We start from the raw sequence: 25,825 nt of genomic DNA, 5'->3' as shown, positions 1-25,825 counted from the left end.
TTAATCGCTAACGGTTTTATTGAGCCACTCAGAGAACTCTTTGCCCAGCACCGGATGGCGAACACCATATTCGACGAAAGCCTGCATGTATCCCAGTTTGTTACCGCAGTCATGGCTGACCCCTTTCAGGTGGTAAGCTTCAACGGTCTCTTTTTCCATCAGCATGGCGATAGAATCCGTGAGCTGTACTTCACCGCCTGCACCTGGAGGCGTTTTTGCCAGCAGTGGCCAGATATCTGCGGACAGAACATAACGCCCCACCACAGCCAGATTAGAAGGCGCTTCAGACGCTTTTGGTTTCTCAACCACACCGACCATCGGTGCGCTGTCGCCCGGGTTCAGTTCTGCGCCCTTGCAGTCAACAACACCATAAGCGGTTACATCACTGACAGGCTCAACCATGATCTGGCTGCGGCCAGACTCTTCATAACGGCTCAGCATTTCTGCCAGGTTATCTTTGGTTGGGTTTGACTCATATTCGTCGATGATCACATCAGGCAGGATGACGGCAACAGGCTCATCGCCGACCAGCGGGTGCGCGCACATTACCGCGTGGCCCAGGCCTTTAGCGATGCCCTGACGGACCTGCATGATGGTCACGTGTGGAGGACAGATGGACTGAATTTCATCCAGCAGCTGACGCTTAACGCGTTTTTCCAGCATCGACTCCAGTTCGAAACTGGTATCAAAATGGTTTTCAATGGCGTTCTTAGACGAGTGGGTTACCAGCACAATTTCATTGATACCCGCAGCAATACACTCGTTAACGACATACTGAATTAACGGCTTATCAACCAGCGGTAACATTTCTTTTGGAATCGCTTTCGTCGCAGGAAGCATACGCGTACCCAAACCTGCTACCGGGATTACCGCTTTTTTAACTTTGGTCTTATAGGCAGACATCAAAATACCTCTCTTATAGGCCGTTCAAGTTTTAATGCTTGATATGTCGGTTTAAATTCGGAAATGAGTATATCAGTTACTCGCGAACGGATTTATCCTGGAAGGCATCTATCCGTAGAATTTAAGACTATTACCCAAGTGTAAAGCTAACTTCTGGCACTGTCTTGCGGGTAAGTATAAATTACCCTTCGGTGTTTATTGCTCAGACGATAACATCAGTCGTATACGGCCCCCGGCACCCCAAATATGGCACTGCCAGTCGTCCGCACGCTGGCTAATCTGGTTAATATGCGTACTGCCCATAGTGCCAAGCGGAACGCCATTACTGAGTTGAATTTGATGGGCCTGAACATGTAAGGTGGCATTCAGGCCAGCAGAAACCAGCACCAGGTTTTTTAATCCGCGATGGTAGTACCCAACTAACAGAGGGAACTGTCCGGTTAAATTCGCCTGCCGTAGCAGCAGATTAACCTGTCTGAGTAAACTGCTTAACTCAGGTAATCGCTGTTTCTGTCCTGATAACTGTTCTTGTAATAATCCGTTAAACAGGGCGCGCAATAATAAAGCCGCCAGCACGCCATTGTCGCCCGCACGGGTGACATCGAGACAATAAAACGCCAAATCTTTGTCAGATAACGCCGCAATATCCAGCACCAGCCCGGGCTGCTCCGCCATGGTTAACTGGCGATAATTTACCCGACAATGGGCAATGCGTTGCTGGACCGGGGGCTGAAGTTCTTTCAGTAATTTTGCCGCAGCGGAAGGATCGCGCACCAATGCATCCCAGTCCTGAAACAGCTGTTCATCTTCCTCGACTTTCGAGGTAAACATCGACGGATAGAGGCATTCGTATACCGCTTCACGGAAACGTTCAAAATTCTTCAGGGGTTTTAGCAACACATCCTGTACGCCCAGACGTAAAACCTGCGCGATGTCGGACATATTTTCGGTCGCGGAAATTATCAGAATGGGCAGGGTATTGCCGTGGCTGCGCAGATGTTCGACAAACTGAATTCCGTTCATGCGCGGCATTTCCAGGTCACAAATCACCAGTTCGACGGCATGTTTATCCAGTTGCGCAATAGCTTCCAGACCATCTTCAGCCTCAACAGTGACGGCCCCCATTGATGTTAAAAACTGGTTTAAAAGCGAACGGAAAACGGCCTCATCTTCGACAATGAGTATCTTTTTGCCGATCAGTGGTTTTTCCATTCCATCCCCCTGCGTACCCGATAAATCAATAGTGGTTCATAAAACGCAGTTGCGCCTTTCAGAATAGACCGAAGTAACATCTGTGCGTGAACAACCAGATTATCTTCTACGGACCAGCGGTAATAATTCATCCATTTGTTTCTCAACGGCAACCTTCCCAGCCGCAATTGCTTCTTCTGCACGATGAAAATCCAACGTGGATATCTGTGGACAAAATGGCTGGATAAGCACATCAGGCGGATCGCCTGCCATCCTGTTTCGCTTCAGGCGATTTTCCAGCACCTGGATGGACGTGGCCATGATCTCCATGGCGCCCGGCATTTGCGAGGCCCGGCGCTGCGTAAAATTGACCAGACGCTGTCGCAGTTTCCCACGCCAGTCGAGATTGAGCGCCACAGCCGCCGCATGTTCTTCTGAACTCTGGGGCGTCAGCGCCATCGCATTCTGCGGCATCAGATGCGCGTCATGCTGAAGATCGACAGCAATCACGACATCCGCCCCCAGCGCGCGCGTCAGGGAGATCGGTACCGGATTCACCACCGCACCATCCACCAGCCAATATCCATTGTAGCCGACGGGCGGTAATAAACCTGGCATACTGCAGGACGCACGTACCGCCTGATGTAATTCACCCTCGGTCAGCCACAGCTCGCGACCGGTACTTAAATTGGTTGCCACCACACCAAACGGCTTTCCGCACGATTCAATCGCGTCGTGCGTAATGAGTTGCCGGACATGGTTGAATACCCGTTCTCCGCGTAACAGTCCGCCTCGCTGCCAGGACAGATCCATCAGACGGATGACATCCCAGTAGCTAAACGCACTCACCCACTTTTTCATGTGCGGGAGACGATGATTGACGTAAGCTGCGCCCACCAGTGCACCGATGGAACAGCCTGCCACGACATCAATGTTGATACCTGCGCTCTCCAACGCTTCGATAACGCCAATATGCGCCCATCCTTTGGCGGCACCGGAACCCAGAGCCAATCCAATTTTTTGCTTTCTCATCTTACTCGGGTCCTGGCGTCAATACATGGCATCACACGCGTGGGTCGGATAAAGTAAACGATATCATTAACAATCACTGTTATTAACAGGAGAATGTGTGTCCGAATCTTGCCCATGCTGTAGCGGCAAGCAGTATAGCCTATGTTGTCAGCCCTTTGTTAAAGGAACAGAAATTCCCTTATCAGCTGAACAACTTATGCGCTCCCGCTACTGCGCTTATGTCAAACAAGACGTCGATTACCTCGTCGCCACCTGGCATCCCACCAGCCGCGTTCCGGCGCTGGCTGACTTAGTGACTGAAAGTTTCGCGGGTACTGAATGGCTCAGCCTGAACATCACACGTTGTGATGAGGGGCGCCACAAAGACGAATCTTTCGTCACTTTTTTTGCACGTTTTGCTGAAAACGGTGTTAATCGGGCGATGTACGAGCGTTCACGCTTTCTTCGCGAGGACAGTCGCTGGTACTATGTCGACGGAATGACGCCCGCCATCGGGCGCAACGATCGCTGTCCATGTGGCGCCGACAAAAAATACAAAAAATGTTGCGGTTAAGGCAGTTGCCTGCGTAACGGTTTTACCCTTAATGCTTTGACAGGACTCTGATTGAGATGCAAGCGCAAACCATGCAAAGAAAAGTTTTACGAACCATTTGTCCCGATGCAAAAGGTCTGATCGCCAAAATCACCAATATTTGTTACAAGCACGAACTGAATATCGTGCAAAACAATGAGTTTGTTGATCATCGCACCGGGCGTTTTTTCATGCGCACAGAGCTGGAAGGGATTTTTAACGACAATACTTTACTGGCCGATCTCGACAGCGCCCTTCCTCAGGGCTCGGTACGTGAACTGCACAGCGCAGGCCGTCGCCGCGTCGTTATTCTGGTCACCAAAGAAGCCCACTGCCTGGGCGACCTGCTGATGAAGAGCGCGTTTGGCGGGCTGGATATGGAAATAGCCGCCGTCATCGGTAACCATGAAACGCTGCGCTCGCTGGTCGAGCGTTTTGATATTCCGTTTGTGTTGGTCAGTCATGAAGGGCTTTCGCGGGAAGAGCATGATAATAAGATGGCGGACGAAATTGATCGTTACCAGCCAGATTATGTCGTGCTTGCCAAATATATGCGCGTGCTGACGCCGGGCTTCGTCCAGCGCTACCCGAATCAGATCATCAATATTCATCACTCGTTCCTGCCTGCCTTTATCGGCGCACGCCCTTATCACCAGGCTTATGAACGCGGCGTTAAAATCATTGGTGCGACGGCGCACTACGTTAATGACAACCTGGATGAAGGTCCGATCATTATGCAGGACGTCATCAACGTCGATCACAGCTATACAGCAGAAGAGATGATGCGTGCCGGACGTGATGTAGAAAAGAATGTGCTGAGCCGCGCGTTAGATAAAGTGCTGGGTCAGCGTGTGTTTGTTTACGGCAACCGTACGATTATTCTTTAACCGCCACGGGCGCTGGACTGGCTGACATTCCAGCGCTACGCGTAAAAAGTGGGCAAACGGTTCGTGATTTACCTGAGTCCGCTTTACAGTCTGAATCCATTTGGTATGATGCGCCCCGCTTCAGAGCACAACAATTCAGTCCCTGGTGGGATTCCCGAGCGGCCAAAGGGAGCAGACTGTAAATCTGCCGTCACAGACTTCGAAGGTTCGAATCCTTCTCCCACCACCATCTGAATCTGCTGCCTGAGCCTACAAATCATCCCCGGTGGGATTCCCGAGCGGCCAAAGGGAGCAGACTGTAAATCTGCCGTCACAGACTTCGAAGGTTCGAATCCTTCTCCCACCACCATCTCGCATTTAGCAACTTCATTCCGACATGCAACTCAGTCAGCCTGTTCTGCGAGGAAAGGGATAAGACCTTTGTTCAGCGTTCGCGTCGGGCACCGCGAGACAACGCGCATTAGCGCGGCCCGTAGGGTGAGGCGCAACGCGCCGAATCATCCTTCTCCCACCACCATCTCGTATTTAGCAACTTCATTCCGACATGCAACTCAGTCAACCTGTTCTGCGAGGAAAGGGATAAGACCTTTGTTCAGCGTTCGCGTCGGGCACCGCGAGACAACGCGCATTAGCGCGGCCAGTAGGGTGAGGCGCAACGCGCCGAATCATCCTTCTCCCACCACTCTCTTCCCTTTAGCACGTCATGCCGTTATAAAACTGTTCTGCGCGGAGAAAGATAAGAGCCTTTGTTCAGCGTTCGTGCCGGGCATCGCCTGAGTAAACGCCTCTGGAAACCACTCTGGTTTTCTGTTCCCGCTGACCGTGTGTCGTGCTCTCTCGCCCGTGCTGTCCACCACTCGCTGAAATTGCCCTGCTCTGTCATGACATTTCCGGCAAAAATCGCTACCATCCTGCCTATCATTCGCTGAAGGTTATCTCATGAAATTTATTTCATTCAATATTAACGGCTTGCGGGCACGTCCCCATCAACTCGAAGCACTGGTCGAGAAGCATCAGCCTGACGTCATTGGTCTGCAGGAAACGAAAGTCCATGATGATATGTTCCCGCTCGAGGATGTGGCTAAGCTGGGCTACAACGTGTTTTATCACGGTCAGAAAGGCCATTACGGTGTGGCACTGTTGACCAAGGTTCAGCCGGTCTCCGTGCGTCGGGGGTTTCCGGGCGATGGCGAGGATGCGCAGCGTCGCCTGATCATGGCTGAAATCCCCAGCCCGATTGGCGATATTACCGTGATAAATGGCTATTTTCCGCAGGGCGAGAGCCGCGACCACCCGACAAAGTTTCCGGCCAAAGAAAAATTTTACCGCGATCTGCAAAGCTATCTGAGCGAGAGTCTTACGGCGGATAAGCCCGTGCTGATCATGGGCGATATGAATATCAGCAGCACCGACCTGGATATTGGGATTGGCGAAGACAGCCGTAAACGCTGGCTGCGTACCGGTAAGTGTTCTTTCCTGCCCGAAGAGCGGGAATGGATGGACAGGCTGTTGAGCTGGGGGTTGGTCGATACCTGGCGTGCGCATAATCCCGATACCTGTGACCGTTTTTCCTGGTTCGATTACCGTTCTAAAGGGTTCGATGACAATCGCGGTCTGCGCATTGACCTGCTGCTGGCCAGCACCGGGCTGGCCTCGCACTGCATTGAGAGCGGTATTGACTACGATATTCGTGGCATGGAAAAACCCTCTGACCATGCCCCGGTCTGGTCAACCTTCCGCTTCTGATAGCGCTGATGCGTGGTGCGCCCGCCCACCACGCGTTTTCTATTTCACTATTTTCCAGATCAGGTTGTTCGTCCCCAGCGATTTTTCGTCACGCGCGCACTGTAACAGGACGCCTTCTGATTTCACGACTGCGCCCTCGGTATAATTGCGGTTTTCGAAAATACAGCACTGCATACAGTTCTGCTGATTATTTTGTCCCTGAGTCCAGGCTTCCCGCGGCATATCAACAATCACATCCGTATTAGTTCCGCCTGTAGACGGATGATAATTCGCCTGGGCCGGCCCACAGACAATCAGTGCGGCCAGCATGAGCAGTGCAGTTTTACGCATTATTCGGTTTCCTTAGTTTTACGCCGTGCTTTGCGCTGCGGACGTTTTTGTCCGGTGGACGGTAACCCACGAAACGCCTGTCCCGACGGTTGCTGCCGTGCCTGATGAATAAGCCCACTCAGCGTGTGCACCAGCGGTTGCATAAACTCATCATAACGGCAGGCCTTTTCACTAATCCGTGTCAGTGTCGATTCCCACTGGGCGGTCATGTCCGGCCGGGCTGCCAGATCCGGTAACGAATGGATCAACGCCTTACCCGTGTCGGTAGAATGAATATAGCGCCCTTTCTTCTGTAAAAATGACCGGCGGAACAATAATTCTATGATCCCCGCGCGCGTGGCTTCCGTTCCTAAACCATCGGTCGCACGAAGCACTTTCTTTAATTCTTTATCCTGAACAAAACGCGCGATACCGGTCATGGCTGACAGAAGCGTGGCATCCGTAAAATGGCGAGGTGGCTGCGTTTGCTTGGCCAGCACCTCGCCGTGCTCACACAGCAGGACGTCCCCTTCCGCCACGACCGGCAGCGGCATGCCGTCATTTTCTTCATCACGCTCTTTACTGCCCAGCAAAGCACGCCAGCCCGCCTCAGCCAGAAAGCGGGCCTTCGCCACGAATTTACCGCCCGCAATATCCAGTTCAATAGTGCATTTACGAAACATCGCATCCGGGCAGAACTGCATCAGATACTGACGCGCGATCAGGCCATAAACCTGCTGTTCATTGTCATTCAGCCTGACAGCGCTGGCGCGTGCTGTGGGAATAATGGCATGGTGCGCATCCACTTTTTTGTCGTCCCAACAGCGGTTTTTACGATCGGCATCAAACTCCGCAGGCGGCGTCAGATCGGGCTGGTGAACCTGAATGGCATTCAGCACTGCGTGACGACCAGCAAAATGCTCATCGGGCAAATAGCGACTGTCGGAACGGGGATAGGTAATCAGTTTGTGGGTTTCATACAAGCGCTGACAGATATCCAGCACCGCCTGCGCGCTCAGGCCAAAGCGTTTTGCCGCCTCAATCTGCAGTGCCGAGAGCGAAAACGGGAGTGGCGCAGTGTCGCTTTCGCGCTTATCACTGTATGCGGTGACACGCGCAGGCTGACCGGTAATGCGGGCAACCACATGCTCTGCCAGACTCCGCTTGAGTAAGCGCCCTTCTTCATCCTGCCAGGGCTCACAGGCTTCACTGGGGACCCAGTTGGCAACAAAGCGGATGTCATCTGGCGTCACGATATGCGCTTTAACTTCAAAATAGTCTTTCGGCACAAAGTTTTCGATCTCTTCGTCGCGGCGCACCACCAGCCCCAGCACGGGTGTTTGCACCCGCCCCACCGACAATACGCCATCGTAACCGGCATTACGGCCCATTAACGTCCAGGCGCGGGTCATGTTGATGCCATACAGCCAGTCCGCCCGGGCGCGAGCCAGGGCGGAAACACACAGGGGGATAAACTCACGGTTTTCACGCAGGCGACTGACTGCGCGTTCGACCGCCTGAGGATTGAGATCGTTGATCAGGCAGCGCTGCACCTTACTGCGTTTCTCGGCCGGCAGTTGCAGGTAATCCAGCACTTCGTCCACTAACAGTTGCCCTTCCCGATCCGGGTCACCGGCGTGAACCACTTCGTCCGCCTGCGCCAGCAACCCCTCAACCACTTTAAGCTGCTTAGCGACAGAGGGCCGCGGCTGCAGGCGCCACTTTTCAGGAATAATGGGCAGATCGGCCAGTGACCAGCGTGCGTAACGGCCGTCATAAGCATCGGGCTGCGCCTGCTCAAGTAAATGCCCTACGCACCAGGTGACGACCTGATCATTGCCACAGGCAATGAATCCGTCACCGCGGCGGTGCGGTTTAGGTAACACATCGGCAATGGCCCGTCCGAGGCTGGGTTTCTCTGCTATAAACAAACGCATTAAATCGGGTAATCCTTAACGTCAGCGAACAACAATGATGGCAGCGCCTGCCCCGTGCACGACGACAGTGCAGGATCACGGCCTGGCGCCATCGGATGCAGGCAGCCGGTTTCCCCGGACACAGCACGCGGCGCTGCCAGTGAAGACAGCGCTATAGTAGCCTGGCGGCACGCTGCTGATAAGCGTGCCGGATTTGCGAGGAAACGCTTCGCTCATTACGTGCGCAGTTTACCGCGCATCGCGTGGTTCAGACAGGTTCAGAAATAGCGGACGAAGGGTGCCGTGTCGGGATGAACCACGGTGGTGCTGGACTTAAGCTGCGGCGTGCCCAGATAGAGAAAGCCCACAATCGCGTCCTGCTCACGGCAGCCGAACGCCTCACGCACCTGCGGATCGTCGGTCCAGACGCCGCTCCGCCAGATGCCATTAAAGCCCTGAGCGACAGCAGCCATCTGCATCGCCATCACGGCACAGCTGGCAGAGGCGATTTGTTCCCAGCGCGGCACCTTGTGATTGATCTCGCAGTGCGCCACGACGGTGATGATCATGGGCGCACGGAACGGCGCCTGACTGGCTTTATTGATGGCTTTCTCATCCATCTGGTTGTCCCGCGCCGCTTTTTCCAGTAGCTGACTCAGGCGATCGCGGCCTTCATTTTCAACAATAATAAATCGCCAGGGTTGCAGGCCGCCGTGATCGGGTGCGCGCATGCCCGCGCGCAGGATGTTATCCAGCGCTTCACCGCTGGGGGCCGGTTCCGCCAGACGCGAGGCCGAACGACGATTAACCAGTAATTCTAGTGCGTCCATGTTTTTCTCCTGACAGTAAAAGCACGGGTAATCCTGGCACAAGTGGATTTTTTGTAACAGTCCAGGGTGATTTCCTGCTGACTTTTGTTTCGCTGCTCTTTAGGATGAGGTCGTTAACGGAGACCTGGCCCGCCTGGTGGCTATTTCCGGCTATATCAAAATGGAGAATGTGATGCGCACACTGTGGCGAATAATTGCGGGTCTGTTCCGCTGGACCTGGCGAGTGTTGAATTTTATCAGGGAATGTATTCTCAACCTGTTTCTGGTTTTCTTAATTATTGTCTATGTGGGGATCTGGCTTCAGATCAGCGGCTCAGGCAGCCGTTCCTCCGCCCCGGTACAGCAAGGTGCGCTAAAAGTGGATTTGACCGGTGTGCTGGTCGACAAACCCTCCGTCAGCAACCGTCTGAGCAAAATTGGTCGTCAGTTATTAGGCACCAGTAGCGATCGTCTGCAGGAAAATTCCCTGTTTGATGTAGTAGATGCTATTCGTCAGGCCAAAGGTGACAGCAATATTAAAGGTCTGGTTTTAGACCTGCGTGATTTTGCTGGGGGCGATCAGCCTTCTCTGCAATATGTAGGTAAAGCGTTACGCGAGTTCCGCGACAGCGGTAAGCCTGTTTACGCCTTAGGCGACAGCTATAGCCAGGCGCAGTACTACCTTGCCAGCTATGCGACGAAAATCTATCTGTCGCCACAGGGCACCGTTGATTTGCACGGCTTTGCCACCAACGGTCTCTACTACAAAACGTTGCTCGACAAGCTGAAAGTCAATTCACACGTTTTCCGCGTGGGCACCTATAAATCAGCCGTTGAGCCCTTCCTGCGTGACGATATGTCGCCAGCGGCGCGTGACGCAGATAGCCGCTGGATTGGCCAGCTCTGGCAAAATTACCTGAATACCGTGTCTGCTAACCGCCAGATTACGCCTGAGCAGTTGTTCCCTGGCGCTGCCGCTATTATCGCAGGTCTGCAGGCCGTTAAGGGCGATACCGGAAAATATGCGCTGGATAACAAACTGGTCGATGTGCTGGGCTCACGCGCTGACGCGGACCAGGCGCTTATCCAGGCATTTGGCTTCGATAAGCAAAACAATGATTACCGTAACGTCAGCATTTATGATTACAACGTTAAACAGGATGCCAGCCAGCAAAAAGGCAACATTGCCGTGATTCTTGCCAGCGGTGCCATTATTGATGGTGATGAAACGCCGGGTAATGTGGGCGGCGATACGACAGCGGCGCAGATTCGCGATGCCCGACTGGATCCCAAAATCAAGGCCATTATTTTGCGGGTGAACAGCCCGGGCGGCAGCGTTACGGCGTCCGAAGCGATTCGTTCGGAACTGGCCGCAGCGAAAGCGGCAGGCAAACCGATTGTGGTCTCCATGGGCGGTATGGCAGCCTCGGGCGGCTACTGGATCTCGACGCCAGCCAGCTACATTATTGCCAGCCCCAGCACGCTGACCGGCTCTATCGGCATCTTTGGCGTGATTAACACGCTGGAGAACAGCCTGGCCTCGATTGGTGTGCATACCGATGGCGTCGCGACCTCACCCCTGGCAGACGTCGCAAGCACCAAAGCGCTGCCTGAGGAAGTGCAGCAACTGATGCAGTTGACCATTGAAAACGGCTACCACAACTTCGTGGGACTGGTGGCGACATCGCGCCATAAAACACCGGAACAGATCGATGCCATCGCGCAGGGGCACGTCTGGACGGGCAGCGATGCCAAAGCCAATGGTCTGGTCGATGCGCTGGGCGATTTTGACGATGCGGTGAAAAAAGCGGCTGAGCTGGCGAAGGTTTCCCAGCCAGAGCTTGACTGGTATCAGGAAGATCCCGGCTTCCTTGACGTGATGCTGAATCAGATGAACGCGTCTGTTCAGGCCGTGCTGCCTGACACGATGAAAGCCTGGCTGCCTGCGCCCATGTACGATGTGATGAGCGCGATGAAGAATCAGCCCGGCCTGTTTGACCATCTGAACGATCCGCAAAACCGCTATGCCTTCTGCCTGAACTGCGGCGAAGTGCGATAAACCTCTCAGCCCGACTGCTTGTCGGGCTGCTTTTCCCTGCTGTTCCCCTTATACTGCCCGTTTTACGGCAAGTCTGAGTTTACCTATGCAAAAGAAAAATATTTACGTTGCCTACACGGGCGGTACCATCGGTATGCAACGTTCTGCTCAAGGTTATATTCCGGTTTCTGGTCATCTGCAGCAGGAACTGGCGAAGATGCCTGAGTTCCATCGCCCGGAAATGCCTGACTTCACGATTCATGAGTATCAGCCTCTGATTGACTCTTCTGACATGACCCCGCAGGACTGGCAGTCGATCGCCGAAGATATCCGGCTGAACTATGATCGCTATGATGGTTTTGTCATTCTGCACGGCACGGATACCATGGCATTTACCGCCTCTGCCCTGTCGTTTATGCTAGAAAATCTGGCTAAGCCGGTCATCGTTACGGGCTCACAGATTCCGTTAGCCGAACTGCGTTCCGATGGCCAACAAAACCTGCTTAATTCCCTTTACGTCGCTGCGAATTATCCCATCAATGAGGTGACGCTGTTTTTCAACAACACACTCTATCGCGGTAACCGTACCACTAAAGCGCACGCGGACGGTTTCAACGCCTTTGCGTCCCCCAACCTGTCAGCCTTGCTGGAAGCCGGGATTCATATCCGTCGTCTTAATACGCCGCCTGCACCTCAGGGCAAAGGCGAGCTGATTGTTCATACCATTACCCCGCAACCTATTGGCGTGGTGACAATTTATCCGGGCATCTCTGCAGATGTCGTGCGTAACTTTTTACGTCAGCCGGTTAAGGCGCTGATTTTACGCTCGTACGGTGTCGGTAACGCGCCGCAAAACGCCGAGTTTCTGTCTGAACTTCAGCAGGCCAGCGAACGCGGCATTGTGGTCGTCAACCTGACCCAGTGTATTTCTGGCAAGGTCAATATGGGTGGCTACGCCACCGGGAATGCTCTGGAGCACGCTGGCGTCATCAGCGGCTTTGATCTGACGGTTGAAGCGGCGCTGACGAAACTTCACTATCTGTTGAGCCAGGATCTGTCCAGCGATCAGATCCGCGCCAAAATGCAGCAGAACCTGCGTGGCGAACTGACAGACCACTAAGATGGAGTCAACGGCAATGAAACGGGCATTAATCATTATCGACATCCAGAACGACTTCTGCCCCGGCGGCCCAATGGCCGTCAAAGAAGGCGATCATACGGTCGAGGTTGCTAACCGCTACGCCCGTGCTTTTCATGAGAATGGTGAGTGCGTCGTAGCCCTGCAGGACTGGCATCCAGCCGATCACGGTAGTTTTGCTTCCGTATCCGGCGAACCTGTCTATACCCTCGGTGAACTCAACGGCCTGCCACAGATCTGGTGGCCGGATCATGGCGTGCAGCATTCTGCGGGGGCTGATTTTCATCCCGGACTTGATCGCAGCCTGTTCGACGCGGTTTTCCATAAAGGGCAGGATCAGGACGTAGACAGCTACAGCGCCTTTTTTGACAACGGACACCGACGCAAGACAGAACTGGACAGTTGGTTACGCGCACGCGATATCACGCATCTGGTCATGCTGGGCCTGGCGACGGATTACTGCGTGAAGTACAGCGTGCTGGATGCACTTGAACTGGGTTATCAGGTCGAGGTCGTGGCGGCAGGCTGCCGTGGCGTTAATCTCAACCCAGAAGACAGCGACATCGCGCTGGCGCAGATGGCGGCTCAGGGCGCCGTCATTATCTGAAAAAGGGCTGGCTATACGCCAGCCCTTTTTGCTCTTCCATACGATGCCCGCCTGCGCGTGGCTGACTGGCGACTTACCGCGCCATTAATGCAGATGAATGCGCGTGACGTCCGGTTCGATACCAAACTCTTCTTTTAACTGCTTTTTCGATTTGGTCACCATTTCGCCATTTTTGCCGATGGTCATATGCTGTGGCGCATCATTATTGCGCGCCTGCCACATCATAACCAACTGCAGGCTGTTATCACGCTGTTGCTGCGTCAGCGCCACTCCATCCGGCCATTTTCCGGTTTCAACGGCCGTCATCAGGCGTTCATAAATTTCGGGTGTCATAGCATCAAGCATGGCTTCAAGTTGCTGTTTCATTGTTAGCCCTTAATCTCGTCGCCTTGTGGACTGGTGAAGTTCAGCGAGGCTGAGTTCACACAGTAACGCTCACCGGTCGGCTGCGGCCCATCAGGGAAAACATGGCCGAGATGAGAATCACAGTTGCCGCAACGGATTTCAATACGCTGCATACCGTGCGAGTTATCTTCCAGATAACGAATAGCCTCATCGCTGACGGGCTCATAAAAACTCGGCCAGCCACAGCCTGAATCGTATTTCGTCTCTGAAAGAAACAAGGGCGCGTTGCACACCAGGCAGTGATAAATCCCTTCCTGCTTGTTATGCAGCAGCGCACCGCTGTACGGCGGCTCCGTGCCACGCTGTTGCGTGACATAGCGCTGCATCTCAGTTAACTGGGCGATTTTTGCGTCGGGTGCGGTTTCTTTAGGCATTTGAGCAATTCCGGGATGTCATTCTGAAAAAATCGACTAGTATTCTAACAAATGATCAACATTAGTCGGGTCTTTTTTTGTGCTCTGCCCTTCGGTCCGTATCTTACAAGGTGGATTTGTGATTTTGATCACCTTTTCTCTGGCATATCCCTATATATTCGGCGAAGGTTTCAACAGAGCACGATGTTCGCGGAAGCGCGCAAGCGGTTGCGCGTCAAATAATTCCTGTTCGGTGGATTGACCTGTCGCAACAATTGACACGATTCCGCTTGACGCCTGGTAAGGTTTTTGTAATTTTACAGCCAACCTTTTATTCACTAACAACTAGCTGGTGGAATATATGACTATCAAAGTAGGTATCAACGGTTTTGGCCGTATCGGTCGCATCGTTTTCCGTGCTGCTCAACAGCGCTCTGACATCGAAATCGTTGCTATCAACGACCTGCTGGACGCTGACTACATGGCGTACATGCTGAAGTACGACTCTACTCACGGCCGTTTTGACGGCACCGTTGAAGTACAGGACGGCGCTCTGGTTGTTAACGGTAAGAAAATCCGTGTTACCGCTGAGAAAGATCCGGCTAACCTGAAGTGGGGCGAAGTGGGCGTTGACGTCGTTGCTGAAGCAACCGGTATCTTCCTGACCGACGAAACCGCACGTAAGCACATCACTGCTGGCGCGAAAAAAGTGGTTCTGACCGGTCCATCTAAAGATGACACCCCAATGTTTGTTCGTGGTGCTAACTTCGACAAATACCAGGGCCAGGACATCGTTTCTAACGCCTCTTGTACCACTAACTGTCTGGCCCCGCTGGCAAAAGTCATTAACGATAAATTTGGTATCGTTGAAGGCCTGATGACCACCGTACACGCCACTACCGCAACGCAGAAAACCGTTGATGGCCCGTCTCACAAAGACTGGCGCGGTGGTCGTGGTGCATCACAGAACATCATCCCGTCTTCTACCGGCGCCGCTAAAGCGGTAGGTAAAGTGCTGCCAGAACTGAACGGCAAACTGACCGGTATGGCATTCCGCGTACCTACGCCTAACGTTTCTGTTGTTGACCTGACCGTTCGTCTGGAAAAAGCTGCATCTTACAAAGAAATTTGTGCCGCTATCAAAGCCGCGGCTGAAGGCGAGATGAAAGACGTGCTGGGCTACGTTGAAGATGACGTGGTTTCTACCGACTTCAACGGCGAAGTTCTGACCTCAGTATTCGATGCCAAAGCCGGTATCGCGCTGAATGACAACTTCGTTAAACTGGTTTCCTGGTACGATAACGAAACCGGTTATTCAAACAAAGTTCTCGACCTGATTGCGCTGGTTGCTGCTAAATAAGGCAGCCAGACACGAGACAATAAGGGTGACTTCGGTCACCCTTTTTTTGATCCCTTCACTATGGAGTCAGGCATGCAAGACAAACTCTTTTCCCTTCCCGTGGTTAAACAAATCACGCCTTATCTGTCGCAACGTCAGGTGGGTGAACTCCCGGTTATCATTGTCAGCCATCCGCGTGTACGGGCGGCCGTGACCTTACAGGGCGCGCATCTGATTGCCTGGCAACCGAGCGGTGAGAAGCCCGTCATCTGGCTGAGCGATAAGAGCCCTTTCCTGCCTGGTAAGGCGATTCGCGGCGGTGTACCGATTTGCTGGCCCTGGTTTGGACCGGCAGGAGAGCCTGCCCATGGCTTTGCCCGAAATCAGTCATGGACGCTCTCTGCGCATGATGAAAACGAAGACGGCGTGCTGCTGACATTTGTGCTGGAAAGTACCCCACAAACGCTGAAACTGTGGCCGCATGACTTTACCCTTATCGCCCGCTTCCGTCTGGGCCAGCATTGCGAAATTGAGCTGGAAGCCTACGGTGATTATGAATCGACAGCCGCGCTACACAGCTATTTTAACGTGGCGGACAGTGCGAGCGTTGAGGTCACCGGACTGGGTGAACATTACATCGACAAGGTCAAAGATAACCAGCCGGGTCAGAGCGAGGGTAAACAGCGCTTTACCGAGCGCGTGGATCGTATCTTCACTGCGCCAAAAGACTGTTCAGTTATCAACGATCTGGCTGGAAAACGGCAAATTGAAGTGTACCACCATCACCATAGTGACGTTGTCACGTGGAATCCCGGTGTGGCGCTGTCGTGTAGCATGGCGGACATGCCAAATGAGGGTTATAAAACGATGGTGTGTGTTGAAACCGCGCGCATCAGCAAACCGTTGCGCAGTGCAGGCGACAACCCTGCCCGACTGGCGACGACAATACGTTTGAAAAATAAGGCCTGAGGCGCGTTCAGACCACATCCAGCGGCAGTTTGTGTTGTGGCGGCGGAAAAGCCCTGTCGAGTCTGAGACAGTCCTCCTCGCTCAGGGTAATGTCCAGCGCAGCCGCATTTTCACGAACATGTACCAGTGAACTGGCTTTAGGGATGGCAATGACATCGCCATCCCGAATCGCCCAGGCCAGCAGAAGCTGTGCCACGGTGATGCCTTTTTGGCGGGCAATTGCGTTCAGAGCGGGGTCGGTAAACAGCTGACTGCGTAACCGACCGGCCTGTGCCAGGGGACAATACGCCATGACGGGCATCGCGCACTGGCGACAGAGCGGTAGCAAATCGTATTCAATACCGCGGGAACCCAGATGATAAAGCACCTGATTGGTGGCACAATTTTCGCCACCCGTTTCGGCCCACAGGGCGTCCATGTCCTCGCTGTCGAAATTTGAAACACCCCACGCACGAATTTTGCCCTGCTGCTGCAAGGTCTGCATCGCGCTGATGGTTTCGTCGAGTGGCACACTGCCGCGCCAGTGCAAAAGATACAAATCAATTCGATCCGTTTGCAGACGACGCAGGCTGGCCTCGCAGGCGGCGATGGCATCCTGTTTCCCGGCATTCCATGGATAAACTTTCGATACCAGCAGGGCCTCATCACGCCGTCCCTTCAGGGCATCGCCTACCACTTCTTCGGCGCCACCCTCTGCATACATTTCAGCGGTATCCACCAGCCGCAAACCGGCATCCAGCCCTGCCTGAAGCGCACTGATTTCCTGTTGCCGGCTGGCGGGATCCTCCCCCATATACCAGGTGCCAAGACCGATTGCCGGAATCTGACGCTGACCTGCAATATCGATATATTTTGTCATCAGGTTCTCCTGCACTAAATGGGGGCATATGCACCCTGAGAGCGCACAGCCTGCACTCGCGGGGTGCGCCGCATCAGAAGGTATAGCTGACGCCTGTCCAGACCGTAAACTGTCCGCTTTTATCAACCATCGGACTGTCTTTGATTTCGCTGGCAAAGCGGGTGTAACGCCCTGAAAGACTGGCATTCCACTGCGGGGTAATGCTATAGCTGGCGTTCATTTCCACATAAGGCGACCAGCTGTCATCCGGATGATAACGACGAATTCCGGTCCGATCGCTTTCGTTACCCGATACGCCATAGTAGTAGCGGTTTTGATTCGCGCTGTTCCACAATGCACCAATTCCCGGCGTAAAGGTAAAGTCGCCAAAGCTGAAACGGTAAAGATAGGTCAAATCCCAGACGATACCGTTGCTGTTGTTAAGCACATCGCCTAACAATGAGGTCCGTATGATGCCCCAGTCATCCGTGTGCCGGTAAGTCACCCCGCCCATCAACGTCATTCGGCGCTTATCCAGCCCCTTCATATCCCCCAGATCGTTGTCATCCGGGTCGTATTGCTGCGGCGAACCCAACAGCGACAGAGAGAGCTGATCCTGTGGGTCTTTCCACACGTAATAGCCACCCTGCAGGGTGTTAAACCAGAATTTTTCCCCTTCGTAATTGATGATGGGAACAGGCAAATAGCGGTCCTGTCCACCACGATAAGGTGACTGCGCATAAATCACTGATGCACCGAGTGATAAGGGTGCGGCTTGTACTGACTGGCCCAGAAAATAACAAGGGATAAGTGCAATAAGCACGTTAAGTTTGAATTGGTTCACAATTTATTCATTCCATAAATATAACAATCACACATAGAGTCTAACGCTTTTTACAGACTGAATTAACCTTATATCAAAATCATCTACCGCGTTTGCCGCAGAATGTGGCATAACCGGGTTGAAGGCATCACAGAACGGGGGTTAACTGAGGAAAAACGTTTCGCAACAAAATGATTTTGTTATTGATATGTGGCTCACTAATCAAAAATCTATGATGAAATTTCCTGAATGCCTTCTACAGTTAAACTTAATACCCGAGTTTTTGTACTTACCAAGTAACCATAAAAGTTGTGCATCCCGATAAGAACGATCAGGTTGGCATAAGGGTTGCTGTAGTAAACAGATTAATATCTTCCGGGAGCTGTACGAGCACTGATTATTGCTCCTTTACCTGTGCTAAAAACGAAAGGACGGGCATCGCTATGAATATATTCGATCACTATCGTCAGCGTTATGAAGCTGCCAAGGACGAAGAGTTCACACTGCAGGAATTTCTGACTATCTGTAAACAGGATCGCAGTGCATACGCCAACGCAGCAGAGCGACTCTTAATGGCTATTGGTGAGCCAGTAATGGTCGACACTGCCCAGGAGCCACGCCTTTCCAGAATCTTTTCTAACCGGGTTATGGGACGTTACCCAGCGTTCGAAGAGTTTTACGGTATGGAGGAAGCGATTGAGCAGATCGTGTCCTATTTGAAACACGCAGCGCAAGGCCTTGAAGAGAAGAAGCAGATTCTCTATTTACTGGGTCCGGTGGGTGGCGGTAAGTCCTCCCTGGCTGAGCGCCTGAAATCGCTGATGCAACGCGTCCCTATCTACGTGCTCAGCGCCGACGGCGAACGCAGTCCGGTCAACGACCATCCGCTGTGCCTGTTCAACCCGCAGGAAGACGCTAACATTCTGGAAAAAGAGTACGGCGTACCGCGTCGCTACCTTGGCACCATTATGTCGCCCTGGGCCGCCAAACGTCTGCATGACTTTGGCGGAGATATTACACGCTTTAAAGTCGTTAAAGTCTGGCCGTCGATTCTTGAGCAGTTAGCCATCGCCAAGACAGAGCCGGGCGATGAGAACAACCAGGATATCTCTGCGTTGGTCGGTAAGGTCGACATTCGCAAACTTGAAAACCACGCGCAAAACGATCCTGATGCCTACGGTTACTCTGGCGCACTGTGCCGGGCTAACCAGGGCATCATGGAATTCGTTGAGATGTTTAAAGCGCCGATTAAGGTTCTGCACCCTCTGCTTACTGCCACGCAGGAAGGAAACTACAACGGTACGGAAGGGATTTCAGCCCTGCCGTTTAACGGCATCATCCTGGCGCACTCAAACGAATCCGAATGGGTGACCTTCCGCAACAATAAAAACAACGAGGCTTTCCTCGACCGTGTTTACATCGTTAAAGTGCCTTACTGCCTGCGCGTGTCTGAGGAAATTAAGATTTATGAAAAGCTGCTGAATCACAGTGAGCTGTCCACTGCGCCTTGTGCACCTGGCACGCTTGAGACGCTGGCGCGCTTCTCTATCCTGTCGCGTCTGAAAGATCCCGATAACTCGAGCATCTACTCCAAAATGCGCGTGTACGATGGTGAAAGCCTGAAGGATACCGACCCGAAAGCGAAATCCTGGCAGGAGTACCACGATTATGCGGGCGTGGACGAAGGCATGAATGGCCTGTCAACGCGTTTCGCCTTTAAAATCCTGTCACGCGTATTTAACTTCGACCATGCTGAAGTTGCCGCCAACCCGGTGCACCTGTTCTATGTGCTGGAACAGCAGATTGAACGTGAGCAGTTCCCACAGGATCAGGCGGAAAAATACCTTGAGCATCTCAAAGGCTATTTAATTCCTAAATATGCGGAGTTTATTGGCAAAGAGATTCAAACGGCTTATCTGGAATCCTATTCCGAATATGGTCAGAATATTTTCGACCGTTATGTAACTTATGCGGATTTCTGGATTCAGGATCAGGAGTATCGCGATCCGGATACCGGACAATTATTTGACCGCGAATCGCTGAATGCCGAGCTGGAGAAAATTGAGAAGCCTGCCGGGATTAGTAACCCTAAAGATTTCCGTAATGAAATTGTCAATTTTGTGCTGCGTGCAAGAGCGCATAATAATGGCAGAAATCCCAACTGGACCAGCTATGAAAAACTCCGTACGGTCATTGAGAAAAAGATGTTCTCCAATACCGAAGAGCTGTTGCCGGTTATCTCGTTCAACACCAAAACCTCTACGGATGAGCAGAAGAAACACGACGATTTTGTCGATCGCATGATGGAAAAAGGCTATACCCGCAAACAGGTTCGCCTGCTGTGTGAATGGTATCTGCGCGTGCGTAAATCGTCCTGATCAAAGTCTGTAAGCAAACCGGTGCGGGATAGCACCGGTCATATTAAGGTCGGGTCAGCCCGGCCTGCTTGCAATGTAGTTTGGGGGAACATCATGGCCTATTTTATCGATCGCCGACTGAACGGTAAAAACAAGAGTGCGGTTAATCGCCAGCGCTTCTTACGTCGTTACAAGTCGCAGATTAAGCAGTCGATTTCCGAGGCCATTAACAAACGCTCGGTAACCGACGTCAGCAGTGGCGAATCCGTCTCTATTCCCGTAGATGATATCAATGAACCCATTTTTCATCAGGGGCGTGGTGGACAACGTCATCGCGTTCATCCAGGCAATGATCACTTCGTGCAAAATGACCGTGTTGAACGCCCACAAGGCGGGGGCGGTAGCGGTTCAGGTCAGGGAAATGCCAGTCAGGATGGTGAAGGTGAGGATGAATTTGTTTTTCAAATTTCCAAAGATGAATATCTGGATCTGCTGTTTGAGGATCTGGCGCTGCCCAATCTGCGGAAAAATCAGCACCGCCAGTTGAATGAGTACAAAACGCACCGTGCCGGATTTACCTCGAATGGCGTTCCCGCTAACATCAGCGTGGTCCGTTCTTTACAAAATTCCCTGGCCCGACGTACAGCGATGACGGCAGGTAAGCGCCGCCGGCTCCATGAGCTTGAGGATGCCCTCAGCGAAGTAGAAAAGTCAGAGCCCGCTCAGTTACTCGAAGAGGAACGCCTGCGCAAGGAGATTGCCGAACTGCGCGCGCGCATTGACAGAGTGCCCTTTATTGACACCTTTGACCTGCGCTATAAAAACTTCGAGAAGCGGCCCGAGCCTTCCAGCCAGGCGGTCATGTTTTGCCTGATGGATGTCTCCGGCTCAATGGATCAGGCGACGAAAGATATGGCAAAACGCTTTTATATTTTGCTCTATCTGTTCCTCAGCCGGACTTATAAAAACGTCGAGGTGGTCTACATCCGCCATCATACTCAGGCAAAAGAAGTCGATGAGCAGGAGTTTTTCTATTCGCAGGAAACCGGCGGCACCATCGTCTCCAGCGCACTGAAACTGATGGATGAGGTTGTGAAGGAGCGCTACGATCCGGCGCAATGGAATATCTACGCCGCGCAGGCGTCGGATGGTGACAACTGGGCAGACGATTCACCGCTCTGCCACGAGATTCTGGCAAAAAACCTGTTGCCGGTGGTGCGTTACTACACCTACATCGAGATAACACGTCGCGCGCATCAGACCTTATGGCGCGAATACGAACATCTGCAGTCAATGTTCGACAACTTTGCGATCCAGCACATCCGGGAGCCCGAAGATATTTATCCTGTGTTTCGTGAGCTGTTTCACAAACAGGCAATGGAAGCCTGAGACACTAAGCCGACGCCCAGTCGGCTTTTTTATTGTATTTATAACCTCTTAAAATGCGGTCTTGCCTGCTGCAAGCTATCTAACTCCCCTATTAGCCTTGTTAACTGGGATTATCCAGTGCATTAGCAATTAAGATAAATTGCAAAATGACAATGACAACTCATTGATAAAACATTATCTTGCAGACATAGCATGGATGTTTCTACACCTTAGTTAACATTGTCTGCCGTATCTCAGGAGACCGCGTTTGAACCACACTATTGTTTATAGTCTTTTCATTATTGGATCCGTGCTGGTTGCGTCGAGTATCTTGCTCAGTTCCTTTTCGTCCCGATTGGGCATTCCTATCCTGGTGATTTTTCTGGCGCTGGGCATGCTGGCCGGCATTGACGGTATTGGCGGCATCGCATTTGATAACTATCCGGCGGCCTACCTGATCTCTAACCTTGCCCTGGCAATCATCCTGCTGGACGGCGGCATGCGCACCAAAGCCAGCTCCTTTAAGGTGGCGCTCGGACCGGCCTTATCACTGGCAACCGTAGGCGTGATCATTACGGCAGGCCTGACTGGCATGGTCGCGGCCTGGCTGTTCAGGCTCGATATGATGCAGGGCTTCCTGATTGGTGCGATTATCGGCTCCACCGACGCGGCAGCGGTATTTTCCCTGCTCGGTGACAAAGGTCTGAATGAACGTGTCAGTGCCACGCTGGAAATTGAGTCCGGCAGCAATGACCCAATGGCGGTGTTTCTGACCATTACGCTGATCGAAATGATTGAGCAGGGACGAACCGGTCTGGACTGGATGTTCGTGGTGCATCTGATTCAGCAGTTCGGTCTGGGGATTGTCCTCGGTCTGGGCGGTGGCTGGGCCCTGCAGCAACTGATTAACCGCATGAATCTGGCTCCCGGCCTGTATCCCTTACTGGCACTGAGCGGCGGCATTCTGGTCTTTGCGCTGACCACCGTGCTGGAAGGCAGCGGCATCCTCGCCGTCTATCTGTGCGGCTTCTTACTGGGTAACAGCCCTATCCGCAACCGTTTCGGCATTTTGCAGACCTTTGACGGTATGGCCTGGCTCAGCCAGATCGGCATGTTTATCGTACTGGGATTGTTAGTCACGCCCTCCGACCTCTGGCATATCGCTGTTCCGGCGATGATTCTGTCCCTGTGGTTAATTCTGGTGGCACGTCCGCTGTCGGTGTTTATCGGCCTGTTACCGTTCCGTGGCTTCACGGCGCGGGAGCGTATCTTTATCAGTTGGGTCGGTCTGCGCGGAGCAGTGCCGATTATCCTGGCCGTCTTCCCGATGATGGCCGGTCTGGAAAATGCCTCGCTCTATTTTAATATTGCGTTTTTCGTGGTGCTGGTTTCCCTGATGCTACAGGGCACCTCGCTGGGCTTTGCGGCGAAGAAAGCCAAAGTGGTGGTTCCGCCTACCGCCTCTCCGATTAGCCGTATCGGGCTGGATATTCATCCGGAGAATCCGTGGGAGCAGTTCGTCTATCAGCTCAGCGCCGACAAATGGTGCGTGGGCGCGGCACTGCGGGATTTACAGATGCCACGCGAAACCCGTATCGCCGCACTGTTTCGGGATAACGTGTTAATGCACCCCAACGGCGCAACGCGTTTAAAAGAGAATGACGTGATTTGTGTGATTGGCCGTGAGCGCGATCTGCCTGCGCTGGGCAAAATGTTCAGTCAGTCGCCGCCTGTCTCGCTGGATCAACGTTTCTTCGGCGACTTTATTCTGGATGCCGACGCGCGACTTCATGATGTCGCGCAGATTTATGGCCTTGAACTCGACGAAGATACGAACGCGCAACAGTCGCTGGGTCAGTTGATGATGAGTATGTTAGGCGGGGCACCTGTGGTCGGTGACCAGATAGAATGGAATCAACTGACATGGACGGTAGCGGAGAAAGAAGATAATCATATTGTTAAAATTGGCGTGCGCCCCAATGAAGACAAAGAATAATCTTATTTAAATAGCGCGGTTTAATTAGCTGAATTGCACTACGCTTTTATAACATTCAGTTAAAACGGGAGTTATCCATGAGTCACGTGGTTAAAATTGGTCGCTATGAAATTGTTGATGCGGAATTCAGCAGCGAAGACCCGGTGACGGTGAGTATTCCCTGCCACACCAATCCCGGCCTGAGTTATCAGCTTGACGGCTGGGATCAGGAAACCAGCGTACCGGCCTGGATCGACGGTAAAGAAGTGATATTAGCGATCGGTCATTACGATAAACAACAAGACCGCTGGGTATTAAAAAAACCCGCGTAAGCCCGGAGGATTACCGCCAGTCAGCCCGTTTGGCGGTAATTCCTAAAAATGGACCTGAATATCTCCGTGCATCACGCTTATCTCTGATACAATATTCTGCATATCAATAACTTAAACAAAACCCGCGCGATTATCCCCTGACTTTTTAAGAATTATTCCGTATTAACTCTGTCAAACATCTCCTGCATACTCTTCTCCAGTGCTGCATTTTTACGTGACTTGTCTCACGTTTAGAGAATCTGTTTTTTGCAGCGTTAATGGCTCTAATGACTGTAACAAACTGAAAACGTCCCGGTTTCGGGTTTTCAGTCGTTAACCCCTGAACGCGTACTTGATTCTGGTCAGGCCATCTTTTACTTCATTAAAGAGAGCAGGTTTTATGGCAAGTACAATTGTAATGAACAATGCGACTCGCTCGTGGAGCGGTCTTCGTAAAAATATTCTTGTAAAGCTTGCGTTAAGTTTTTCAGATCTCATTGCGCTGAATTTAGCGCTGTTTCTCTCTGCCGCGACCGTGCAGGGAATTTGGGGCGACCTTGATGCCTTTATTCCACCCCATCAAATTGAGAACCGTTTTATTGCGCAGTTTATTATGTCGGTGCTTTGCACCGGTTGGTTCTGGATGCGCCTGCGTCACTATACCTACCGCAAACCCTTTTGGTTTGAACTGAAAGAGATTGTTAAAACCCTCGTCGTGTTCTCTCTGCTGGATCTGGCGTTAATCGCCTTCTCCAAATGGGACTTCTCCCGCATGGTCTGGGTGTTCAGCTGGAGCTATGCCCTGCTGTTGCTGCCGTTAATGCGTGCAGGCGTGAAAAGCGCGATTAACCGGGCCGGACAATGGCAAAAAGAAACCATCATCATTGGCTCGGGCCGTAACGCTACCGAAGCTTACGCCGCATTACAAAGCGAGGAGATTCTCGGGTATAACGTTCAGGCGTTTATTTCCGTTGAAGACGCACCGCTGCAGCAGAGCGTTAATGGTGTGCCTGTTATCTCCGCCAACGATATTAACTGGCAGACCATCGACCGTGACAATGTGCAGTTCATTGTGGCAATGGAATACGAACAGCAGCCTGAGCGCGACCGCTGGCTGAAATTCTTGTCCAAAATGAACTGCCGTTCCGTGTCGGTTATCCCAACATTACGCGGTGTACCGCTTTACGGCACAGACATGTCCTTTATCTTCAGCCATGAAGTGATGATTCTGCGCGTCAGCAATAACCTGGCGAAGCATTCGTCACGCTTCCTGAAACGGGGATTTGATATTGTGGTAGCTTCGCTGCTGCTGCTCTTCCTGGCACCGGTTTTTGCCTTACTTTGCTATATGGTGAAGCGTGATGGCGGTAATGCCATTTATGGTCACGAGCGCGTGGGTCAGGATGGCAAGAAATTTAAATGTCTGAAGTTCCGTTCGATGGTCACCAATTCCAAAGAGGTGCTGGAAAACCTGCTGGCGACCAGCGAAGAAGCGCGTCGCGAATGGGACAAAGACTTCAAGCTGAAAAATGATCCGCGCATTACCCGCATCGGGGGCTTCCTGCGCAAAACCAGCCTGGATGAGTTACCTCAGCTCTGGAACGTGATTCGGGGTGAAATGAGCCTGGTCGGCCCACGTCCGGTTATCGAAGCGGAACTGGAACGTTATGCCGGCGACGTGGATTACTATCTGATGGCGAAGCCCGGGATGACCGGCCTGTGGCAGGTGAGCGGACGTAACGACATTGACTACGATACCCGTGTCTACTTTGATTCCTGGTATGTCAAAAACTGGGCGCTCTGGACGGATATTGCCATCCTGTTTAAAACAGCCGGTGTGGTATTACGCCGCGACGGCGCGTACTGATTTAGCCTGCGATGCCTGTTTCAGACAGGCATCGCCATTTCGCTGGTAATTCGCTTTCCTTTTGCTTTATTAA

The 25,825-nt window shown here is 52.4% G+C and carries 23 protein-coding genes, 2 tRNA genes and 2 other RNA genes; 17 read left to right on the top strand and 10 right to left on the bottom strand.

Features of this window, described 5'->3' with window-relative positions; genetic code table 11:
* The 3 genes from galU to rssA all read right to left on the bottom strand — a co-directional run bounded on the left by galU (window position 1) and on the right by rssA (window position 3,126).
* A complete protein-coding gene (gene galU, locus C1N59_RS09365; protein ID WP_006119401.1) occupies window positions 1–903 on the bottom strand; it encodes a UTP--glucose-1-phosphate uridylyltransferase GalU in 903 nt (300 codons plus the stop codon).
* Between the two features lie 195 nt (window positions 904–1,098).
* Window positions 1,099–2,115 carry a two-component system response regulator RssB gene (rssB, locus tag C1N59_RS09360; protein ID WP_006119402.1) on the bottom strand — a complete coding sequence of 339 codons (1,017 nt, stop codon included), beginning with the start codon at window positions 2,113–2,115 and terminating at the stop codon, window positions 1,099–1,101.
* 99 nt (window positions 2,116–2,214) lie between these two features.
* Window positions 2,215–3,126 carry a patatin-like phospholipase RssA gene (gene rssA / locus C1N59_RS09355; RefSeq protein ID WP_039343037.1) on the bottom strand — a complete coding sequence of 304 codons (912 nt, stop codon included), beginning with the start codon at window positions 3,124–3,126 and terminating at the stop codon, window positions 2,215–2,217.
* 97 nt (window positions 3,127–3,223) lie between these two features.
* On the opposite strand from rssA, the gene C1N59_RS09350 reads away from it, so the two are divergent.
* The 7 genes from C1N59_RS09350 (at window position 3,224) to xthA (ending at window position 6,330) form a co-directional block, all read left to right on the top strand.
* Window positions 3,224–3,679, top strand: coding sequence for a YchJ family protein (locus C1N59_RS09350; protein WP_006119404.1), 456 nt, complete (start codon window positions 3,224–3,226; stop codon window positions 3,677–3,679).
* A 56-nt stretch (window positions 3,680–3,735) separates the two neighbouring features.
* A complete protein-coding gene (gene purU / locus C1N59_RS09345; RefSeq protein WP_006119405.1) occupies window positions 3,736–4,584 on the top strand; it encodes a formyltetrahydrofolate deformylase in 849 nt (282 codons plus the stop codon).
* Window positions 4,585–4,728: 144 nt separating this feature from the next.
* Window positions 4,729–4,813: transfer RNA gene (locus C1N59_RS09340), tRNA-Tyr, on the top strand.
* A gap of 35 nt (window positions 4,814–4,848) precedes the next feature.
* Window positions 4,849–4,933, top strand: a tRNA-Tyr gene (locus C1N59_RS09335).
* Window positions 4,934–4,974: 41 nt separating this feature from the next.
* Window positions 4,975–5,101, top strand: a non-coding RNA gene (locus C1N59_RS09330) — RtT sRNA.
* A gap of 41 nt (window positions 5,102–5,142) precedes the next feature.
* Window positions 5,143–5,269: non-coding RNA, RtT sRNA (locus C1N59_RS09325), on the top strand.
* 254 nt (window positions 5,270–5,523) lie between these two features.
* A complete protein-coding gene (gene xthA / locus C1N59_RS09320; RefSeq protein WP_054633684.1) occupies window positions 5,524–6,330 on the top strand; it encodes an exodeoxyribonuclease III in 807 nt (268 codons plus the stop codon).
* A gap of 39 nt (window positions 6,331–6,369) precedes the next feature.
* Here xthA and C1N59_RS09315 read toward each other — a convergent pair whose 3' ends face one another.
* From C1N59_RS09315 to C1N59_RS09305, 3 genes are all read right to left on the bottom strand, one after another.
* Window positions 6,370–6,660: a YnjH family protein gene (locus C1N59_RS09315; RefSeq protein ID WP_006119407.1), complete on the bottom strand. Its 291-nt coding sequence runs from the start codon at window positions 6,658–6,660 to the stop codon at window positions 6,370–6,372.
* Window positions 6,660–8,576 carry a DNA topoisomerase III gene (locus C1N59_RS09310; RefSeq protein ID WP_033741875.1) on the bottom strand — a complete coding sequence of 639 codons (1,917 nt, stop codon included), beginning with the start codon at window positions 8,574–8,576 and terminating at the stop codon, window positions 6,660–6,662. Before C1N59_RS09310 ends, C1N59_RS09315 begins: the two co-directional genes overlap by 1 nt.
* A 257-nt stretch (window positions 8,577–8,833) precedes the next feature.
* The gene (locus C1N59_RS09305; RefSeq protein ID WP_006119410.1) at window positions 8,834–9,385 is read right to left on the bottom strand and encodes an NAD(P)H nitroreductase; all 552 of its coding nucleotides are present in this window, start codon (window positions 9,383–9,385) and stop codon (window positions 8,834–8,836) included.
* A 172-nt stretch (window positions 9,386–9,557) separates the two neighbouring features.
* On the opposite strand from C1N59_RS09305, the gene sppA reads away from it, so the two are divergent.
* The 3 genes from sppA to pncA all read left to right on the top strand — a co-directional run bounded on the left by sppA (window position 9,558) and on the right by pncA (window position 13,147).
* Complete coding sequence (sppA, locus tag C1N59_RS09300; RefSeq protein WP_394550655.1) at window positions 9,558–11,423, top strand: signal peptide peptidase SppA; 1,866 nt, start codon at window positions 9,558–9,560, stop codon at window positions 11,421–11,423.
* A gap of 85 nt (window positions 11,424–11,508) precedes the next feature.
* A complete protein-coding gene (gene ansA, locus C1N59_RS09295) occupies window positions 11,509–12,522 on the top strand; it encodes an asparaginase (RefSeq protein WP_394550653.1) in 1,014 nt (337 codons plus the stop codon).
* A gap of 16 nt (window positions 12,523–12,538) precedes the next feature.
* Entirely contained in the window at window positions 12,539–13,147 is a 609-nt protein-coding gene (gene pncA, locus C1N59_RS09290) for a bifunctional nicotinamidase/pyrazinamidase (protein WP_006119415.1), read from the top strand.
* 84 nt (window positions 13,148–13,231) lie between these two features.
* Here the strand turns inward: pncA and C1N59_RS09285 are convergent, their stop codons facing one another.
* Window positions 13,232–13,513 carry a YeaC family protein gene (locus tag C1N59_RS09285; protein WP_006119416.1) on the bottom strand — a complete coding sequence of 94 codons (282 nt, stop codon included), beginning with the start codon at window positions 13,511–13,513 and terminating at the stop codon, window positions 13,232–13,234.
* A 2-nt stretch (window positions 13,514–13,515) separates the two neighbouring features.
* Window positions 13,516–13,926: a peptide-methionine (R)-S-oxide reductase MsrB gene (gene msrB / locus C1N59_RS09280; RefSeq protein ID WP_006119417.1), complete on the bottom strand. Its 411-nt coding sequence runs from the start codon at window positions 13,924–13,926 to the stop codon at window positions 13,516–13,518.
* 340 nt (window positions 13,927–14,266) lie between these two features.
* Between msrB and gapA the strand changes: the two genes are divergently transcribed.
* The gene (gene gapA / locus C1N59_RS09275; RefSeq protein WP_006119418.1) at window positions 14,267–15,265 is read left to right on the top strand and encodes a glyceraldehyde-3-phosphate dehydrogenase; all 999 of its coding nucleotides are present in this window, start codon (window positions 14,267–14,269) and stop codon (window positions 15,263–15,265) included.
* A 72-nt stretch (window positions 15,266–15,337) separates the two neighbouring features.
* Window positions 15,338–16,213 carry a D-hexose-6-phosphate mutarotase gene (locus tag C1N59_RS09270; protein ID WP_058708074.1) on the top strand — a complete coding sequence of 292 codons (876 nt, stop codon included), beginning with the start codon at window positions 15,338–15,340 and terminating at the stop codon, window positions 16,211–16,213.
* Between the two features lie 7 nt (window positions 16,214–16,220).
* On the opposite strand, the gene C1N59_RS09265 is transcribed toward C1N59_RS09270, so the two are convergent.
* Both C1N59_RS09265 and C1N59_RS09260 read right to left on the bottom strand, forming a co-directional pair.
* On the bottom strand, window positions 16,221–17,072 hold the full coding sequence (locus C1N59_RS09265) for an aldo/keto reductase (protein ID WP_394550650.1): 852 nt from the start codon (window positions 17,070–17,072) through the stop codon (window positions 16,221–16,223).
* 73 nt (window positions 17,073–17,145) lie between these two features.
* Complete coding sequence (locus C1N59_RS09260) at window positions 17,146–17,895, bottom strand: MipA/OmpV family protein (RefSeq protein ID WP_006119421.1); 750 nt, start codon at window positions 17,893–17,895, stop codon at window positions 17,146–17,148.
* A gap of 422 nt (window positions 17,896–18,317) precedes the next feature.
* Between C1N59_RS09260 and yeaG the strand changes: the two genes are divergently transcribed.
* The 5 genes from yeaG (at window position 18,318) to wbaP (ending at window position 25,752) form a co-directional block, all read left to right on the top strand.
* On the top strand, window positions 18,318–20,252 hold the full coding sequence (yeaG, locus tag C1N59_RS09255) for a protein kinase YeaG (protein ID WP_006119423.1): 1,935 nt from the start codon (window positions 18,318–18,320) through the stop codon (window positions 20,250–20,252).
* 93 nt (window positions 20,253–20,345) lie between these two features.
* On the top strand, window positions 20,346–21,620 hold the full coding sequence (locus C1N59_RS09250; protein WP_205953230.1) for a YeaH/YhbH family protein: 1,275 nt from the start codon (window positions 20,346–20,348) through the stop codon (window positions 21,618–21,620).
* Window positions 21,621–21,867: 247 nt separating this feature from the next.
* Window positions 21,868–23,595 carry a potassium/proton antiporter gene (locus tag C1N59_RS09245; protein WP_033741886.1) on the top strand — a complete coding sequence of 576 codons (1,728 nt, stop codon included), beginning with the start codon at window positions 21,868–21,870 and terminating at the stop codon, window positions 23,593–23,595.
* A gap of 77 nt (window positions 23,596–23,672) precedes the next feature.
* Window positions 23,673–23,906 (top strand): DUF1480 family protein, encoded by a 234-nt coding sequence (locus C1N59_RS09240; RefSeq protein WP_033741887.1) that lies wholly within the window; start codon window positions 23,673–23,675, stop codon window positions 23,904–23,906.
* 379 nt (window positions 23,907–24,285) lie between these two features.
* Window positions 24,286–25,752 carry an undecaprenyl-phosphate galactose phosphotransferase WbaP gene (wbaP, locus tag C1N59_RS09235; protein WP_033741889.1) on the top strand — a complete coding sequence of 489 codons (1,467 nt, stop codon included), beginning with the start codon at window positions 24,286–24,288 and terminating at the stop codon, window positions 25,750–25,752.
* Window positions 25,753–25,825: the final 73 nt, after the last annotated feature.

It is taken from the genome of Pantoea sp. SGAir0183 (assembly GCF_043545505.1).
Note: the sequence above shows the minus strand (reverse complement) of the source record. Positions and strands in the feature narration are given on the sequence as shown.